This window comes from Prevotella sp. LCP21S3_D2, from assembly GCF_052118345.1.
Taxonomy (GTDB): Bacteria; Bacteroidota; Bacteroidia; order Bacteroidales; family Bacteroidaceae; genus Prevotella.
The window spans coordinates 1-309 of the sequence record NZ_JBQKHJ010000131.1 but is presented as its reverse complement, the minus strand read 5'-3'; the positions used below and the strand labels follow the sequence as shown (position 1 = coordinate 309).

Here is a 309-nt window from a genome sequence, read left to right as displayed (position 1 = left end):
TGAGAACTCCATTGAGGGTCGTCAGAGACGATGACGTTGATAGGATGCAGGTGTAAAGACAGCGATGTCAAAGCCGAGCATTACTAATTGCCCGAACACTTTCTTTAGGAAGTTCATAGTTTCAGCTGTATTAATGTACAATTGATAATGCATAATTAATAATTATTCATTGTAAATTATACATTGTTCATTATCTTACCTTGCTTGTGTGCAAATACGTCATACCCCATTATCAGGTGGTTATTGCGGTGAGGTCCCACCTCTTCCCATTCCGAACAGAGAAGTTAAGCTCACTTGCGCCGATGGTAC

2 rRNA genes are annotated in these 309 nt (G+C 40.5%); both read left to right on the top strand.

The features are described from left to right. Positions 1-108, top strand: a 23S ribosomal RNA gene (locus tag ACTQ16_RS16925); the annotation flags it as partial. 124 nt (positions 109-232) lie between these two features. Continuing rightward, positions 233-309, top strand: a 5S ribosomal RNA gene (rrf, locus tag ACTQ16_RS16920); the annotation flags it as partial.